The organism is Streptomyces sp. DT224 (genome assembly GCF_049844595.1).
GTDB lineage: Bacteria > Actinomycetota > Actinomycetes > Streptomycetales > Streptomycetaceae > Streptomyces.
This window is the reverse complement of sequence record NZ_JBNCLI010000005.1, coordinates 226,888-243,424: the sequence shown is the minus strand read 5'-3', so window position 1 is coordinate 243,424 and position 16,537 is coordinate 226,888. Positions and strand designations below refer to the sequence as shown.

Below are 16,537 nucleotides of genomic sequence, written 5' to 3'. Positions count from 1 at the left end.
CCTAAGGGAACCCCGGGGGGTTATCCCCAGCATGTGGAGGGGCAACGCGGAAGCGGCCGGTCCTGCCCCCGAGGCAGGTCCGACCGCTTCGCCGCGCCGTGACGCCGGCCCGGTTACTTCACCGGTTCCGGTTCCGGTTCGTCCGCCGACTCCGGGTCGCCCGCCGGGTCGGCCGGGGTCTTCACGGAGTCGAGCAGCAGCTGGGAGACGTCCACCACCTGGACGGACTCCTTGGCCTTGCCCTCGTTCTTCTTGCCGTTGACCGAGTCGGTCAGCATGACCAGGCAGAACGGGCAGGCGGTGGAGACGATGTCCGGGTTGAGGGAGAGGGCCTCGTCCACGCGCTCGTTGTTGATGCGCTTGCCGATCCGCTCCTCCATCCACATCCGGGCACCACCGGCGCCGCAGCAGAAGCCGCGCTCCTTGTGGCGGTGCATCTCCTCGTTCCGGAGGCCCGGGACCTTCGCGATGATCTCGCGCGGGGGCGTGTAGATCTTGTTGTGGCGGCCCAGGTAGCAGGGGTCGTGGTACGTGATCAGACCCTCGACCGGGGTCACCGGGATCAGCTTGCCCTCGTCCACCAGGTGCTGGAGCAGCTGCGTGTGGTGGATGACCTCGTACTCGCCGCCCAGCTGCGGGTACTCGTTCGCGATGGTGTTGAAGCAGTGCGGGCAGGTCGCGACGATCTTCTTCGCCGACTTCGCCTTCTTGGTGGAGTCGTCCTCGTCGTCCTCGCCGAACGCCATGTTCAGCATCGCGACGTTCTCCTGGCCGAGCTGCTGGAACAGCGGCTCGTTGCCGAGGCGGCGGGCCGAGTCACCGGTGCACTTCTCGTCGCCGCCCATGATCGCGAACTTCACGCCCGCGATGTGCAGCAGCTCCGCGAATGCCTTGGTGGTCTTCTTGGCGCGGTCCTCCAGGGCGCCGGCGCAGCCGACCCAGTAGAGGTAGTCGACCTCGGTCAGGTCCTCGACGTCCTTGCCGACGATCGGGACCTCGAAGTCGACCTCCTTGGTCCACTCGACGCGCTGCTTCTTGGCGAGCCCCCAGGGGTTGCCCTTCTTCTCCAGGTTCTTGAGCATGGTCCCCGCCTCGGACGGGAACGCGGACTCGATCATCACCTGGTAGCGGCGCATGTCGACGATGTGGTCGACGTGCTCGATGTCGACCGGGCACTGCTCCACGCAGGCGCCGCAGGTGGTGCAGGACCAGAGGACGTCCGGGTCGATGACGCCGTTCTCCTCGACCGTGCCGATCAGCGGGCGCTCGGCCTCCGCGAGGGCGGCCGCGGGAACGTCCTTCAGCTGCTCCTCGGTCGCCTTCTCCTCGCCCTCCATGTCCTTGCCGCCGCCGGCCAGCAGGTACGGGGCCTTGGCGTGCGCGTGGTCGCGCAGGGACATGATCAGGAGCTTCGGGGAGAGCGGCTTGCCGGTGTTCCAGGCGGGGCACTGCGACTGGCAGCGGCCGCACTCGGTGCAGGTGGAGAAGTCGAGGATGCCCTTCCAGGAGAACTGCTCGACCTGGGAGACGCCGAAGACGGCGTCGTCGGCCGGGTCCTCCCAGTCGATCTCCGTGCCGCCCGTGGTCATCGGCTGCAGCGCGCCCAGCGCCACCGCGCCGTCGGCGTTCCGCTTGAACCAGATGTTCGGGAAGCCGAGGAAGCGGTGCCAGGCCACACCCATGTTGGTGTTGAGCGACACCGTGATCACCCAGATCAGCGAGGTGCCGATCTTGATCATCGCGACGAAGTAGATGAGGTTCTGGAGGGTGCCGAGGGCCAGTCCCTTGAAGGCGAGGACCAGCGGGTACGAGACGAAGTACGCGGCCTCGTAGCCGTCGACGTGGTGGATCGCGCCCTCGAGACCCCGCAGGGTGAGGATCGCGAGGCCGATGATGAGGATGACGTACTCCACGAAGTACGCCTGCCACGCCTTGGAGCCCGCGAAGCGGGACTTGCGGCCCGCCCGGGACGGGAGGTTCAGCAGCCGGATGGCGATGAGCACCAGGATGCCGACCGTCGTCATCAGGCCGATGAACTCGATGTACAGCTCGAACGGCAGCCATTCGCCGATGACCGGCAGCACCCAGTCGGCCTTGAACAGCTGCCCGTACGCCTGGAGCAGCGTCGGCGGCAGGGTCAGGAAGCCGATGGCGACGAACCAGTGGGCGAAGCCGACGATCCCCCACCGGTTCATCCGGGTGTGGCCGAGGAATTCCCTGACCAGGGTGATCGTGCGCTGCTTGGGGTTGTCGGTGCGGCTGCCGGCCGGGACCGGCTGTCCGAGCGTGACGAACCGGTAGATCTGCGCGACGGCTCGGGCGATGAGCGCAACGCCGACCACGGTCAGCACCAGCGACACGATGATCGCGGCGAGTTGCATTGGGGGCTCCTCGGGCCTGCGAGGGTGGGATCGATCCAGCGTTACCAGCGAGTACTGCGTCGTCCGGTGACCGCCTGGACTACGAGTATCGCTACTACTAAGCAGTAACTTAATCAGTCTGAGCCGACACTACCCACTTATTCCGCCGTCCTGTAGCCGGGCAGGCGGTGATCTGTGTCGCTCAGGCGTGCCTTGCCGGGCCACGGAAGGGTGTGGACGGCCTCGCGCAGGGGTACGCGTACGGCCTCGGCGAGGACCGCGAGGTCCAGCCGCAGCCCTTGGTGCTCGGCGTAGTGCTGGTCCAGGAGGTCCGCCTCGTTCCACGGCATCCCCGAGCGGTGCCGCACCTGGGCCAGGCCGGTCAGCCCGGGCTTCAGTTCCTGGCGCCAGCGTCGGCCGCCCCCGGTGCCGTTCCGTACGTCGCCCGGGGCGAGCGGCGCCGGGCCGACGAGGGAGAGCTCGCCGCGCACCACGTGGTGCAGGCGCGAGACCACGTCCAGCTTCAGCCGCCGGGTGTCCAGGGAGCGCAGGACGAAGGGTCTGCCGTGCAGGCCGGCGCGCGGGGAGCGCCTCGTCACGCGGCGGCCGCGCACGGCCAGCATCAGGGCGGCGGCCCCCAGTAAAGGGGAGGCGAGGAGCAGCAGGGCCGAACCGAGGGCCAGATCGAGGGTGCGCTTGGCGGTCGGGCGGGGGAGAGGAGCGGGCAGCAGGGCGCGCAGGGAGGCCCGCGCGGCTGCCGGACGGGAGGCCCGGGGCGGGCGCCAGGGGCGCGGCCGGGGTCCTCTTCCCCACTGTTTCTGCGTACGCATCGTTCGCACCTGCCTGAAATCGGCGAATCGAATGCCGCATTTGTGCTGCTCGCGGCATTTTGTGACAGAACGATCCCACGCGGCCATGATGGGGGAGGGCTGTGCGGCGCGTGAGGCGCCAGGTGTCGCCGATGGCGCGGGGCGGGTGCACGTAAGTTGAGTCGTGGAGACTCAGGTCTATTGACTCGGTCGGCGGAGTCGTGCATCCTTGAGTCAGATCCACTCAAGTAGTCAGTTGGAGGAATCGAAATGGCACGTGCGGTCGGCATCGACCTGGGCACGACTAACTCCGTCGTCAGCGTTCTCGAAGGCGGCGAGCCCACCGTCATCACCAACGCAGAGGGCGCCAGGACCACGCCGTCCGTCGTCGCCTTCGCGAAGAACGGCGAGGTGCTGGTCGGCGAGGTCGCCAAGCGCCAGGCAGTGACCAACGTCGACAGGACCATCCGCTCCGTCAAGCGCCACATGGGCACTGACTGGAAGGTCGACCTGGACGGCAAGAGCTTCAACCCGCAGCAGATGAGCGCCTTCATCCTGCAGAAGCTCAAGCGTGACGCCGAGTCGTACCTGGGCGAGAAGGTCACCGACGCGGTGATCACCGTCCCGGCGTACTTCAACGACTCCGAGCGCCAGGCGACGAAGGAGGCCGGCGAGATCGCGGGCCTGAACGTCCTGCGCATCGTCAACGAGCCGACCGCCGCCGCGCTGGCGTACGGGCTCGACAAGGACGACCAGACGATCCTCGTGTTCGACCTCGGTGGCGGCACCTTCGACGTGTCCCTCCTGGAGATCGGCGACGGCGTCGTCGAGGTGAAGGCCACCAACGGTGACAACCAGCTCGGTGGTGACGACTGGGACCAGCGCGTCGTCGACTACCTGGTGAAGCAGTTCGCCAACGGCCACGGCGTGGACCTGTCCAAGGACAAGATGGCTCTCCAGCGTCTCCGCGAGGCCGCGGAGAAGGCGAAGATCGAGCTGTCCTCCTCGACGGAGACCACGATCAACCTGCCGTACATCACGGCCTCGGCCGAGGGCCCGCTGCACCTGGACGAGAAGCTCACGCGCTCGCAGTTCCAGCAGCTCACCGCGGACCTCCTGGACCGCTGCAAGACCCCGTTCCACAACGTCATCAAGGACGCGGGCATCCAGCTCTCCGAGATCGACCACGTCGTTCTCGTCGGTGGCTCGACCCGTATGCCGGCCGTCACCGAGCTCGTCAAGGAGCTGACCGGTGGCCAGGAGGCCAACAAGAGCGTGAACCCGGACGAGGTCGTCGCCATCGGCGCCTCGCTCCAGGCCGGTGTCCTCAAGGGCGAGGTCAAGGACGTCCTGCTCCTCGACGTCACCCCGCTGTCCCTCGGTATCGAGACCAAGGGCGGCATCATGACCAAGCTCATCGAGCGCAACACCACGATCCCGACCAAGCGGTCCGAGATCTTCACGACGGCCGAGGACAACCAGCCGTCCGTGCAGATCCAGGTCTACCAGGGCGAGCGCGAGATCGCGGCGTACAACAAGAAGCTCGGGATGTTCGAGCTGACCGGTCTGCCGCCGGCCCCGCGCGGGGTCCCGCAGATCGAGGTCTCCTTCGACATCGACGCCAACGGCATCATGCACGTGACGGCCAAGGACCTCGGCACCGGCAAGGAGCAGAAGATGACCGTCACCGGCGGCTCCTCGCTGCCGAAGGACGAGGTCAACCGGATGCGTGAGGAGGCCGAGAAGTACGCGGAGGAGGACCACGCCCGCCGCGAGGCCGCCGAGTCGCGCAACCAGGGCGAGCAGCTCGTCTACCAGACGGAGAAGTTCCTCAAGGACAACGAGGACAAGGTCCCGGCCGACGTGAAGACGGAGGTGGAGACCGCGGTCGCCGAGCTGAAGGAGAAGCTCAAGGGCGAGGACTCCGCCGAGATCCGCACGGCCACCGAGAAGGTCGCCGCCGTCTCCCAGAAGCTGGGCCAGGCGATGTACGCCAACGCGCAGGCCGAGGGCGGCCCGCAGGGCGACGCGCAGCCGGGCGCCGGGCAGGCCCAGGGCGACGCCCAGGACGACGTCGTGGACGCCGAGATCGTGGACGACGAGAAGGACTCCAAGGGCGGTGCGGCGTGACCGAGGAGACTCCGGGCTTCGAGGAGGAGCCCGACGTCCCCTCCGGCGCCACCTCTGACGACGCCGAGCCGAAGGCCGCCGCCCCCTCCGAGGAGGAGGCGGCGGCGGCCCCGGCCGGGGACGCGAACGAGACCACGGCCCTGACCGCGCAGCTGGACCAGGCACGCAGCGCGCTCAACGAGCGCACCGGCGACCTCCAGCGGCTGCAGGCCGAATACCAGAACTACCGCCGCCGCGTGGAGCGGGACCGGGTCACGGTCAAGGAGATCGCCGTCGCGAACCTCCTGTCCGAGCTGCTGCCCGTCCTCGACGACGTCGGCCGGGCCCGGGAGCACGGCGAGCTCGTGGGCGGGTTCAAGTCGGTGGCCGAATCGCTGGAGACGGTCGTCGCGAAGCTGGGCCTGCAGCAGTTCGGCAAGGAGGGCGAGCCCTTCGACCCGACGGTCCACGAGGCCCTGATGCACAGCTACGCGCCGGACGTCGAGGAGACGACCTGCGTGGCGATCCTGCAGCCCGGCTACCGGATCGGCGAGCGCACCATTCGCCCCGCGCGGGTCGCGGTCGCCGAACCCCAGCCGGGGGCGGCTCCCGCCGCCGCGAAGGAAGAGAAGGCAGACGACGAGGAGAGCGGTGGCGGCGAGGAGGTCTGACATTCCGTCCGATCACCTGGCAGCACACCGCCCGGCCACCCGGGCCTCCCGTCCGGTCGGTACCAGGGCCTGCGGGCCCGGCACCGCCCGGACGGGAGGCTCCCGGCCGGTCGTCCGGAAGGAGGGACGTCGATGAGTACGAAGGACTTCGTCGAGAAGGACTACTACAAGGTTCTCGGCGTCCCCAAGGACGCCACCGACGCCGAGATCAAGAAGGCGTACCGGAAGCTCGCCCGCGAGTTCCACCCGGACGCCAACAAGGGCGACGACAAGGCGGAGGAGCGCTTCAAGGAGATCTCCGAGGCGAATGACGTCCTCGGCGACGCCAAGAGGCGCAAGGAGTACGACGAGGCGCGCGCCCTCTTCGGCAACGGCGGCTTCCGCGCCGGCCCCGGCGGCGCCCAGGGCAACTTCAACTTCGACCTGGGGGACCTCTTCGGAGGCGCCCCGGGCGGGGGCCAGGGCGGCTTCGGCGGTGGTGGCGGCCTCGGCGACGTGTTCGGCGGCCTCTTCAACCGCGGCGGCGGCGCCGGTACGCGGGTGCAGCCGCGGCGCGGCCAGGACATCGAGTCCGAGGTGACGCTGAGCTTCACCGAGGCGGTCGACGGGGCCACGGTCCCGCTCCGGATGTCCAGCCAGGCCCCCTGCAAGGCGTGCTCCGGCACCGGCGACAAGAACGGCACGCCCAGGGTGTGCCCGACCTGTGTCGGCACCGGTCAGGTCTCGCGCGGCAGCGGCGGCGGCTTCTCGCTCACCGACCCGTGCGTGGACTGCAAGGGCCGCGGCCTCATCGCCCAGGACCCCTGCGAGGTCTGCAAGGGCAGCGGCCGGGCCCGCTCCTCGAACACCATGCAGGTGCGCATCCCGGCGGGCGTCTCGGACGGGCAGCGCATCCGGCTGCGCGGCAAGGGCGCCCCGGGCGAGCGCGGCGGACCGGCCGGCGACCTGTACGTCGTGGTCCACGTCGACGCCCACCCGGTCTTCGGCCGCAAGGGCGACAACCTCACCGTCACGGTGCCCGTCACCTTCACGGAGGCGGCGCTCGGCGGCGAGGTGAAGGTGCCGACGCTCGGCGGCCCGTCCGTGACCCTGAAGCTACCCGCCGGTACGCCGAATGGGCGTACGATGCGGGCCCGCGGCAAGGGCGCGGTCCGCAAGGACGGCACCCGGGGCGACCTCCTGGTCACCGTCGAGGTGTCCGTGCCCACCGACCTCGGTACCGAGGCCAGGGACGCGCTGGAGGCATACCGCAAGGCGACCGCGGGGCATGACCCGAGGGCGGAGCTGTTCCAGGCGGCGAAGGGAGCTTGAGGTGGACGGCCGACGGCGTAATCCTTACGAACTGACCGACGAGTCCCCGGTGTACGTGATCTCGATCGCGGCCCAGCTCTCGGGCCTGCATCCGCAGACACTGCGCCAGTACGACCGCCTCGGCCTGGTTTCCCCGGACCGTACGGCCGGACGCGGCCGGCGCTACTCGGCCCGCGACATCGAGCTGTTGCGTACGGTGCAGCAGCTGTCGCAGGACGAGGGCATCAACCTCGCCGGCATCAAGCGCATCATCGAGCTGGAGAACCAGGTCGCGGCGCTCCAGCAGCGCGTCGCCGAGCTCTCGGCGGCCGTGGACGGAGCCGCGGCGGCCATGCAGCAGCGCGAGGCCCAGGTCCACGCCTCGTACCGGCGCGACCTGGTCCCGTACCAGGACGTGCAGCAGACCAGCGCCCTGGTGGTCTGGCGCCCCAAGCGCCCGAAGGACTGAGCGCTGCTCACTGTTCGCCTGTGCGGCCCGTCACTCCGAGGTGGCGGGCCGCTTCGCTGTCCACGGCGGCGGTACGGGGCCTTCCACGATGCTCGACCGGACGAGCAGGGCGCCGAGGTGGGTGCGGGTGGTGGCGCCGAGGGTCTGCATGAGCTTGGCGATGTGTGCGCGGCAGGTGCGGACGCTGATGCCGAGTTTTTCGGCGGCGGCCTGGTCGGTGCAGCCGTCGGTGAGGAGGCGGGCGATGCTCTGCTGGACGGCGGTGACGGGGGCACCGGGGAGCGCGGTGGGGAGGGGGTCGCCGAAGGGCGTGGCTCCGGCCCAGAGGGTTTCGTAGATGGTGGCCAGGGAGCGCACGAGGGCGGGGTGGCGGATCTCCAGGGCGGCGCTGCCGTCGGGGTCGGCGGGGAGGTATGCGACGGTCCGGTCGAAGACGAGCATGCGGCCCACGCTCTGCTCCATGGTGCGGATCCGGAGACGGCCGGCCGGGATCTCCGCCAGGTACTCCTTGAGCCGGGGGCTGTAGCGCGCCGAGTGCTGGTAGAGATGTCGGAGCCGTCCGCCCGCCGCGAGGACGAACTCCGCGTTCATCCGGCCCTGGCGCATGTTGTGGACCAGGCGGTTGCCGCCGGGCTGGGCGGTGAGGACTTCGTCCCTGGCCGACCGCGAGGCGTCGCGGAGTGCCGCGTTGATCCGTTCGGGCCCCTCGATCACGGTGATCGACCGGCTCGGGTCCTCGTCGGCCCCCGTGAGCAGCGGCAGCAGGGACCGGGTCAGCTGGGTCGTCAGCCGGAGCCGTGCGTCGATCTCCCGGCTGAGAGGGCTGAGCAGTTGCCCCAGGACCGCGGACGGCGGCACGGGGCGCAGCCACGCCTCGTCCCGCGGGTCGGGGAGGAGCAGTCCGAGTGCGGTGAGGCAGGGCGCGGGCTCCGTGGCGCTGCGGGCGATGCGGCCGGCGGCGAGGGCGTCCCCGTAAAGGGCGAGGGCGGCTTCGCAGAGCTCCCGTTCGCTGTGGGGGTGCGTCGCCTGAACGGTCATTCCCCGGCGCCTTCCCCGGCGCCCCCTGCAACGCCTTCCACGACGCCGCAGTGGACGAGCAGGGCGCCGAGGTGGGTGCGGCTGGTGGCGTCGAGGGTGTGCATGAGCTTGGCGATGTGGGCGCGGCACGTGCGGACGCTGATGGCCAGCTTGCGGGCCACGACCTGGTCGGTGTTGCCCTCGACGAGGAGTCGGGCGATGCTCAGTTGGACGGCGGTGATCGGCATGTCGTGCGCGGGCGCCTGGAGGGGGGCCGTGAGCGGCTTGGCCTGGGCCCACAGCACCTCGTACACCTGGATCAGGTAGCGCACGAGGGCGGGGTGGCGGATCTCCAGGGCGATGTCGCGCCGGGGACTGGCCGGGATGAAGGCGACGGTGCGGTCGAAGACGAAGAGGCGCTCGACCGTCTGCTCGATGGTGCGTACCTGGATGAAGCCCGACGGTATGTCGTCCAGGTACGCCTTGATGGCCGGGCTGTACCGGGCGGGGTGCTGGTAGATGTGGCGCAGCGTCACTCCCCGGCCGGCCATGGACAGTGCCCGGTCCAGCGCCTTCTTGAGCTGGTCCACGGGGCGGTTGCCGCTGGGCTGCAGGGTCAGGACCTCCTCCCGTGCGCCGTCCGTGGCGTTCTGGATGGCCGCCTCGATCAGCGGGAGGCCCTCGAGGACGGTGATGGCGAGGTTGGGGTCGGTGCTGGCGACGGAGGCCAGGGGGGCCAGGGAGTCGGCCAGGGCGGCGGAGAGCCGTATGCGCTCGTGGATCTCCCGGGTGACGGGCTGGAGCAGATGGGCGAGCGCGGCGGACGGAGGCACCGGACGGATCCAGCCATCGTCCTGGGGATCGGCGTGGACGAGGGCCAACTCGACGAGGCAAGGGACGGGTTCGAGAGCGGAGCGCGGCAGCCGGCCGGCTCCGAGTGCTTCGGTGTACGTCCTGACGCCGGCGTCGCACAGTTCCAGATCACCGTGCGGCTGGTGCGGTATGCCCTCGTCCTTGCCCATTCGTGACCCCCTCACTTTTGGCAGTGCAGCAAGATGACGGTGGTGCCAGCCTAGTTCCCGGGCCAGTGTGGGGGTGTCGGGGGAGCCGGGAACTCCCCCGGCTGATCTAGGGCGTGGCCATGCTCTCCCCCATTGCGTGGCACGCCCGCCCGGCCCGGGGGGTGGGGATCTTTGGGGCCGGCCGGTCAGGAATCCTGGTCCAGGATTCCTGACCGGGCGATCAGGTAGCCGAGTTGGGCACGGCTGGTGCTGCCGAGCGTGGCGGCGAGCTTGGCGACATGGGCCCGGCAGGTACGGACGTTCATACCGAGCCGACGGGCGATCGAGTCATCGACGTGTCCCTCGACGAGCAGTTGGGCGATGGAGTGCTGAACCCCGCTGATCCCCAGACGGGTCGGTTCGTACTTGACCTCCTCCCGCAAGGGAGCCGCCCGCGTCCAGAGCTGCTCGAACACGTTGGCCAGGTACTCGACGAGTCCGGGATGGCGCAGTTCCAGGGCGACTTGACGGTCGTCCTGGGCCGGGATGAAGGCCACCGTCCGGTCGAACACGATCAGGCGCTCGATGAGCTCCTCGAGTGTCCGGATCTCCACGTCGCTGTCAGCCATGCGCTCCGCGTACGCGAGGGTGCTGGGGCTGTGCCGCACGGTGTGCTGATAGAGGGTGCGCATCCGGACACCTCGCCGGACGACCGAGAGCCCGCGGTCCAGCGATTTGCTGAGGCGGTCCTCGATACGTCCGCCACCGGGCTGGACCGTCAGGACCTCCGTACGGCACTCCGCCGTGGCCTGGTCGAGCGCGGCGTTGATCCGGTTGACGCCCTCCAGCACGGTGATCGCGTGGGTGACGGGAGGCCCCTGCGTGCTGATGTCCATGAATGGCTCGAATGATTCGGTCAGTTGGACCGTATGCCTGCGGCGCTCGAGGATCTCCCGTTCCAGGGGCTGCAGGTGCTGGGCCAGCGCGACCGAAGGCGGGACCGGCCGGAGCCATGCCGGGTCATCGGGGTCGGGGTGAAGCAGGGCGAAATCCACGAGGCAGGGCGCGGGTCCGATGTCCGCCCGCGCTATGCGTCCCAGGCGCAACGCGCTGGCGTAAAGGTGCTCCCCGGCCTGGCAAAGTTCGGTGATCCCATGAGGATGTGCCGGTTTCGTGCTTATTGTGGCCATATCTTCACCCCCCAGGTTCATGAACATACAGGAACATGATGCATCTCCTCAGTGGTGCTCGCGTGCCCCTGTGAGACATCGTTTTTGATGCGGGGGAGAGGAATCCACAAGTGAGGACGAAGCCGACTATGTATAAGCGAATGCTTCGCTCGGCGCTTGCCGCGTCGTTCGTTGCGGCCCTGGGCATAGGATTGTTGGGCGGCAGCGGCTTTGGGCAGGTCAGCACCGGGACCACCTCTGCCGCGGACATCGGCTGGACTGTCTCGCCTGCCAAGTCGGACATCGGCTGGACCGTCGCGCCCGCCGGAGCGGACATCGCCTCGGCCGCGTCGACCGGTGCGGGCGCCTGACATGGCCACCCCACCGGACGACCGGACCTTCCGGCGTGAGATGGCGACCGCCTACCGGTCAGGGTGGCATTTCATCGATCTCGTCACGGCGCTGCCCCACCGTGGTGACTCGTTGATGGTCACTCTGTTCGGCGACCCGGTCGTCGTCGCCCGCGAGGACGACGGTGAGGTCCGTGCCTACCGCTGCCTGCGCAAGCCGCGGGGCGCGCCGCAGCCGGTGCGCTGTGCCATCCGGTACGACATGATCTTTGTGAACCTCGCGCAGCGCGACCATCAGCTGTTCGAACCAGAAGCCATTTCCGCCACCCCCCGCAGTGCCTGAGCGATCCCCCGTCGTTCCACGTCGCTCAGTCACTTCCCCCACACAACGGCGCCACCGTGACCTGAACACGGTGGCGCCGTTGTGCTGTGCCGGCGGGGGCGGCGCGCTCAGCCGCGTCCGAGCGCCCGGTCCAGGCTGATCTCGATGACGACCCGGTCCGGGTTGGGGGAGGGCACGCGGTCGTAGCGCTCCGTGTGGCGGCGTACGGCCTCCGCGACCCGTTCCGGGTCCGTGCTGATCCTGGCCACGCCCTCCAGGGTCGCCCAGCGGCGGCGGTGCACCTGGCATGCCGCGACGCGGGCGCCGTCCGGGCCGGCGGCCAGGATGTTGGCCACCTTGCGGCTGTGCTTGTTGGTGATGACCCGGGCGAGGCCGGCCTCGGGGTCGTACGTCACGCACACCGGGACCACGTGCGGCGTGCCGTCGGGGCGGGGCGTGGTGAGCGTGCACACGTGGCTCTCGCGCCAGAAGGCGAGGTACTCGGGGCTCGGCTGGTGTACGTCGACTGCCATGGCCCCAGCGTATGCGGGGCCCCGCGCGCTGCGGTGGCGGGTGCCGGCAGTGGCCGGTTCACTCGGACGAGGACAGGGCCGCCCTTTCGCCTTGAGTGGAACGCGCTCAACTCTCGGCGCGCCTTGCCTTGAGTGGAATAGACTCAACTTTGTACACGTTGACCGTGTCAGAAGTGAGAGTCGGACCAGTCGTCGCAAGGAGGAGACAGCGCACGTGGACGCCGAGCTGACCAACAGGAGCAGGGACGCCATCAACGCGGCCACCGGCAGGGCCGTGAAGGACGGGCACCCCGATCTGACCCCGGGGCATCTGCTGCTGGCGCTGCTCTCGGGCGAGGACAACGAGAATCTGGTCGATCTGCTGGCCTCCGTCGAGGCCGACCAGATCGCCGTACGCACCGAGACGGAGCGGCTCCTCGCCGCGCAGCCCAGCGTGACCGGGGCGACCGTCGCGCCGCCCCAGCCCAACCGCGAGCTGCTCGCCGTCATCGCGGACGCCGCGCAGCGCGCCGAGGAGCTGGGCGACGACTACGTCTCCACCGAGCACCTGCTGATCGGGATCGCCGCGAAGGGCGGCCGGGCGGGTGAGATCCTCGACGGGCAGGGTGCCAGTGCGAAGAAGCTGCTGGACGCGTTCGAGAAGAGCAGGGGAGGGCGACGGGTGACCACTCCCGACCCGGAGGGCCAGTACAAGGCCCTGGAGAAATTCGGCACCGACTTCACCGCCGCCGCGCGCGAGGGCAAGCTCGACCCGGTCATCGGGCGCGACCAGGAGATCCGTCGCGTCGTCCAGGTGCTCTCGCGGCGCACCAAGAACAACCCGGTGCTCATCGGTGAGCCGGGCGTCGGCAAGACCGCCGTCGTCGAAGGGCTCGCCCAGCGCATCGTGAAGGGCGACGTTCCCGAGTCCCTCAAGGACAAACGGCTCGTCTCGCTCGACCTGGGGGCGATGGTCGCCGGCGCGAAGTACCGCGGCGAGTTCGAGGAGCGCCTGAAGACCGTCCTCTCCGAGATCAAGGAGAGCGACGGGCAGATCATCACGTTCATCGACGAGCTGCACACGGTCGTGGGCGCGGGCGCCGGCGGTGACTCAGCGATGGACGCGGGCAACATGCTCAAGCCGATGCTGGCCCGCGGCGAGCTGCGGATGGTCGGCGCGACCACGCTCGACGAGTACCGCGAGCGGATCGAGAAGGACCCCGCCCTGGAGCGGCGCTTCCAGCAGGTGCTGGTCGCCGAGCCGTCCGTGGAGGACACCATCGCGATCCTCCGCGGCCTCAAGGGGCGTTACGAAGCCCACCACAAGGTCCAGATCGCGGACGCGTCCCTGGTCGCCGCCGCGACCCTGTCCGACCGCTACATCACCTCCCGCTTCCTGCCCGACAAGGCCATCGACCTCGTGGACGAGGCGGCCTCGCGGCTGCGCATGGAGATCGACTCCTCGCCCGTCGAGATCGACGAGCTCCAGCGCTCCGTCGACCGTCTGCACATGGAGGAGCTGGCCCTCAGGAACGAGACCGACGCCGCCTCCAAGCAGCGCCTGGAGAAGCTGCGCCGCGACCTCGCCGACAAGGAGGAGGAGCTGCGCGGCCTCAACGCCCGCTGGGAGAAGGAGAAGCAGGGCCTCAACCGGGTCGGTGAGCTGAAGGAACGCCTGGACGACCTGCGCGGCCAGGCCGAACGCGCCCAGCGCGACGGCGACTTCGACACCGCGTCGAAGCTGCTGTACGGGGAGATCCCCGGCCTGGAACGCGAACTGGCCGAGGCCGACGAGGCCGAGCAGGAGGCCGCCCGCGAGCCCAAGGAGACCCTGGTCAAGGAAGAGGTGGGGCCGGACGACATCGCCGATGTCGTGGGCGCCTGGACCGGCATCCCGGCCGGCCGCCTCCTGGAGGGCGAGACGCAGAAGCTGCTGCGCATGGAGTCGGAGCTGGGCAAGCGCCTGATCGGGCAGACCGAGGCCGTGCAGGCCGTCTCGGACGCGGTGCGCCGCACCCGCGCCGGTATCGCCGACCCCGACCGCCCGACCGGCTCGTTCCTGTTCCTCGGCCCGACCGGTGTCGGCAAGACCGAGCTGGCGAAGGCCCTCGCGGACTTCCTCTTCGACGACGAGCGGGCCATGGTCCGCATCGACATGAGCGAGTACGGCGAGAAGCACAGCGTCGCCCGCCTGGTCGGTGCCCCGCCCGGTTACGTCGGTTACGAGGAGGGCGGCCAGCTGACCGAGGCGGTCCGCCGCCGCCCGTACACCGTCGTCCTGCTGGACGAGGTCGAGAAGGCCCACCCCGAGGTCTTCGACATCCTGCTCCAGGTCCTGGACGACGGCCGGCTCACCGACGGACAGGGCCGGACGGTGGACTTCCGGAACACCATCCTGATCCTGACGTCCAACCTCGGCAGCCAGTACCTGACCGATCCCCTGGTCAAACCGGAGGAGAAGAAGCGCCAGGTCCTGGACGTCGTCCGGGCCTCCTTCAAGCCGGAGTTCCTGAACCGGCTGGACGACCTGGTGGTCTTCTCCGCCCTGTCCGGCGACGAGCTGGCGCACATCGCGGGCCTCCAGATCGACCGGCTCGCGGGGCGCCTGGCCGACCGGCGGCTCACCCTGGACGTCACCCCCGAGGCCCTGGCCTGGCTGGCCGAGGAGGGCAACGACCCGGCGTACGGTGCCCGGCCGCTGCGCCGCCTCATCCAGACGGCGATCGGCGACCGGCTCGCGAAGGAGATCCTGGCGGGCGAGATCAAGGACGGCGACACGGTCCGCGTGGACCGGTTCGAGGACGGCCTGATCGTCGGCGCGGCGAGCTGAGAGCGCCCGGCCGGGCCGTGGGCCGGGCATGTGGCACCCGGGGAGCGGGTGTCACATGCCCGGCGCCGCCCTCAAGTGATCAATCTTTCAACATCGGTATCACGCCAAACACTCCGCCGGACCCCTGGTGAGTGAACTCCCTCGCGGGAGCGCTCGTCACCCCGGTGCACCGCTTCTGCCAAGGGAGTTGCGTACACCAGGCCATGGGCTCCGGCCCTGGCCGCGCGCATAAACAGGACACCCCGCCTTACCTGCGCCAACCTGCCCGTAGCTGGGGTTAGAAGTCGGATTGGACCGCCGGTAGCGTGCCCGCATGAACGAGCGGACAGGCGATGAGACAGACAACGGACCCAAGAAGTCCGGATCTGACAAGCTCTTTCACCTCGGCGAATTCCGTACGCTTTGGGTTGCTTATGCTCAGTCGATCCTGGGCGACCAGCTGGCACGTGTGGCGTTGTCGTTGTTCGTGTTCGAGCGTACGCACTCACCGGGATGGACCGCGGCGACCTATGCCCTGACCACCCTCCCGGCCCTGGTGTCCGGGGTACTGCTCTCCGGCCTGGCGGACCGTTTCCCCCGGCGCACGGTCATGGTCAGCTGCGACCTGACCCGGATGGTGCTGGTGGGGCTGATGGCGCTGCCGGGGATGCCGCTCCCGCTGCTCGCCGGCCTGCTCGTGCTGGCGCAGCTGGCCGAGGCGCCCTTCGGCGCCGCTCAGGGCGCGCTGCTGCCCACCGTGCTCGGCGCCGGACGCTACGAGCGGGGCCAGCGGATCATGCAGATCACCCATCAGGTCGGCCAGCTGGTCGGTTTCGCCGGGGGCGGACTGCTCGCCGCGTGGCTGGGCAGCAACCGCTCGCTGGCGGTGAACGCGGCGACCTTCCTGCTCTCGGCGGCCCTCATCCGGTTCGGCGTGAAGGCCCGCCCGGTGACGAGCGCCGAGGCCCGTACGGCGAAGCTCGGCGCCCGGGTCGGCGGTGCCGCGGCACTGATCTGGTCGGACCGCAGGCTCCGCTCGCTGCTCGGGCTGGGCTGGCTCGCGGGGTTCGTCGTCCTGCCGGAGGGCCTGGCCGCCCCGTTCGCGGACGAGGCGGGCGGCGGGGCCTACGCGGTGGGGCTGCTGCTCGCCTCGCACCCGGCGGGCATGGTGCTGGGGGCGGCCCTGCTGGGACGGTCCGGCGTCGGGGACGAGACCCGGCGCCGGCTGCTCGGCCCGCTGGCGGTCGCCGCGAACCTGCCGCTGGTCCTCTACCTGCTCGATCCCCGTACGGAAGCGGCGATGGTCCTGCTGTTCGTCGCCGGGGTGTGCTCGGCGTACCAGATCACCGCCGGAGCCACCTTCGTCCTCCTCACCCCGGCCGACCGGCGGGGCCAGGCACTGGGGCTCGCCCGGTCGGGGATGATCGCCATGCAGGGCATCGGCGTGGCGGCCGGGGGCGCGGTGACCGAGCTGACCGGGTCCTCGGCGAACACCATAGGGGCCGCCGGGCTGCTCGGGGTGGTCTGCGCCGTCCTGGTCGCCACCGCCTGGACCCGGGCCCAGGGAGCAGGCGCCACGATGATTCCCGGAAAGGCGTAGCCCGGGCCGTCTACGCCCCGGCGGCCGATCGCGGCTAGGGTCGTCGGCA

At 69.9% G+C, this 16,537-nt stretch carries 14 protein-coding genes; 8 read left to right on the top strand and 6 right to left on the bottom strand.

Annotated elements, in window-relative coordinates; translation table 11 throughout:
• Positions 1–113: 113 nt before the first annotated feature.
• Together ACLQ2N_RS14235 and ACLQ2N_RS14230 are read right to left on the bottom strand one after the other, a co-directional pair.
• Positions 114–2,381 carry a (Fe-S)-binding protein gene (locus ACLQ2N_RS14235; RefSeq protein ID WP_425812728.1) on the bottom strand — a complete coding sequence of 756 codons (2,268 nt, stop codon included), beginning with the start codon at positions 2,379–2,381 and terminating at the stop codon, positions 114–116.
• 137 nt (positions 2,382–2,518) lie between these two features.
• Positions 2,519–3,190 (bottom strand): sugar transferase, encoded by a 672-nt coding sequence (locus ACLQ2N_RS14230; RefSeq protein ID WP_425812726.1) that lies wholly within the window; start codon positions 3,188–3,190, stop codon positions 2,519–2,521.
• 249 nt (positions 3,191–3,439) lie between these two features.
• Between ACLQ2N_RS14230 and dnaK the strand changes: the two genes are divergently transcribed.
• From dnaK to ACLQ2N_RS14210, 4 genes are all read left to right on the top strand, one after another.
• On the top strand, positions 3,440–5,299 hold the full coding sequence (dnaK, locus tag ACLQ2N_RS14225) for a molecular chaperone DnaK (RefSeq protein WP_425812724.1): 1,860 nt from the start codon (positions 3,440–3,442) through the stop codon (positions 5,297–5,299).
• Positions 5,296–5,949: a nucleotide exchange factor GrpE gene (gene grpE / locus ACLQ2N_RS14220; protein ID WP_425812722.1), complete on the top strand. Its 654-nt coding sequence runs from the start codon at positions 5,296–5,298 to the stop codon at positions 5,947–5,949. The genes dnaK and grpE overlap by 4 nt, the downstream gene beginning before the upstream one ends.
• A 132-nt stretch (positions 5,950–6,081) precedes the next feature.
• Entirely contained in the window at positions 6,082–7,260 is a 1,179-nt protein-coding gene (dnaJ, locus tag ACLQ2N_RS14215; RefSeq protein WP_425812720.1) for a molecular chaperone DnaJ, read from the top strand.
• A gap of 1 nt (position 7,261) precedes the next feature.
• Entirely contained in the window at positions 7,262–7,708 is a 447-nt protein-coding gene (locus tag ACLQ2N_RS14210; protein WP_018522258.1) for a heat shock protein transcriptional repressor HspR, read from the top strand.
• Between the two features lie 30 nt (positions 7,709–7,738).
• Here the strand turns inward: ACLQ2N_RS14210 and ACLQ2N_RS14205 are convergent, their stop codons facing one another.
• From ACLQ2N_RS14205 to ACLQ2N_RS14195, 3 genes are all read right to left on the bottom strand, one after another.
• Positions 7,739–8,746 carry a LuxR C-terminal-related transcriptional regulator gene (locus tag ACLQ2N_RS14205; protein WP_425812718.1) on the bottom strand — a complete coding sequence of 336 codons (1,008 nt, stop codon included), beginning with the start codon at positions 8,744–8,746 and terminating at the stop codon, positions 7,739–7,741.
• Complete coding sequence (locus ACLQ2N_RS14200; RefSeq protein WP_425812716.1) at positions 8,743–9,747, bottom strand: LuxR C-terminal-related transcriptional regulator; 1,005 nt, start codon at positions 9,745–9,747, stop codon at positions 8,743–8,745. The genes ACLQ2N_RS14205 and ACLQ2N_RS14200 overlap by 4 nt, the downstream gene beginning before the upstream one ends.
• Positions 9,748–9,932: 185 nt before the next feature.
• The gene (locus ACLQ2N_RS14195; RefSeq protein WP_425813224.1) at positions 9,933–10,916 is read right to left on the bottom strand and encodes a helix-turn-helix transcriptional regulator; all 984 of its coding nucleotides are present in this window, start codon (positions 10,914–10,916) and stop codon (positions 9,933–9,935) included.
• Between the two features lie 128 nt (positions 10,917–11,044).
• Here ACLQ2N_RS14195 and ACLQ2N_RS14190 point away from each other — a divergent pair, with 128 nt between their 5' ends.
• Positions 11,045–11,266, top strand: a complete 222-nt coding sequence (locus ACLQ2N_RS14190; protein WP_425812714.1) for a hypothetical protein — start codon at positions 11,045–11,047, stop codon at positions 11,264–11,266.
• A gap of 1 nt (position 11,267) precedes the next feature.
• The gene (locus ACLQ2N_RS14185; RefSeq protein ID WP_425812712.1) at positions 11,268–11,588 is read left to right on the top strand and encodes a (2Fe-2S)-binding protein; all 321 of its coding nucleotides are present in this window, start codon (positions 11,268–11,270) and stop codon (positions 11,586–11,588) included.
• Between the two features lie 107 nt (positions 11,589–11,695).
• Here the strand turns inward: ACLQ2N_RS14185 and ACLQ2N_RS14180 are convergent, their stop codons facing one another.
• A complete protein-coding gene (locus ACLQ2N_RS14180; protein ID WP_425812710.1) occupies positions 11,696–12,100 on the bottom strand; it encodes a pyridoxamine 5'-phosphate oxidase family protein in 405 nt (134 codons plus the stop codon).
• Positions 12,101–12,314: 214 nt separating this feature from the next.
• Between ACLQ2N_RS14180 and clpB the strand changes: the two genes are divergently transcribed.
• Positions 12,315–14,909 carry an ATP-dependent chaperone ClpB gene (gene clpB / locus ACLQ2N_RS14175; RefSeq protein ID WP_425812708.1) on the top strand — a complete coding sequence of 865 codons (2,595 nt, stop codon included), beginning with the start codon at positions 12,315–12,317 and terminating at the stop codon, positions 14,907–14,909.
• Between the two features lie 313 nt (positions 14,910–15,222).
• Positions 15,223–16,488, top strand: a complete 1,266-nt coding sequence (locus ACLQ2N_RS14170) for an MFS transporter (protein ID WP_425812706.1) — start codon at positions 15,223–15,225, stop codon at positions 16,486–16,488.
• Positions 16,489–16,537: the final 49 nt, after the last annotated feature.